This window comes from Ralstonia sp. VS2407 (assembly GCF_052950655.1).
This window is the reverse complement of the sequence record NZ_JBRFVG010000298.1, coordinates 1-454: the sequence shown is the minus strand read 5'-3', so window position 1 is coordinate 454 and position 454 is coordinate 1. Positions and strand designations below refer to the sequence as shown.

Genomic DNA, 454 nt, shown 5'->3' with positions numbered 1-454 from the left:
GCTCGAGCCGATTGTAAGTGGCCCGTAACGCATCCTTCGTCGTGATCCGGTTGCGGGCCGCGAGCGCCGCCAGGTCGTCGTTCAGCGAGCGCGACATGTTGTCCTCCCGGCGGCGCAGGAACTCGTTGACGAGGTGCAGCTTGGTCGGGTCCGCGATCAGCTTTGCGACCTGGTTGTTGTTGTTGAACAGCAACTCGCTCGCGAGCACGAGGCTTTCGCCGTCCGCGCTCGGCACGAGGCTCTGGCAGACGATGCCGATCAGCGATTCGGCGAGCGCGACCGCGTGCCGGTCGCGCTGCTCGACCGGAAAGAACGACAGCAGCTTGTTGAGCGCGCTGACCGCGCTGCCCGTGTGCATCGTCGATTCCTGCTGAATCTCCCAGTTCCAGTTCAGGACTTCGATCTCGTCCTTGTGGCTGTCGTCGAGGGATTCACCGTTGATGCCGTCGATCTT

Annotated in this window: 1 protein-coding gene; it reads right to left on the bottom strand. The window is 63.2% G+C overall.

What is annotated here, in order from left to right; genetic code table 11:
* Positions 1-454, bottom strand: a 454-nt coding sequence (locus ACU8YE_RS25150) for a type VI secretion system tube protein Hcp (protein ID WP_446930282.1), incomplete at both ends; no start/stop codon positions are given.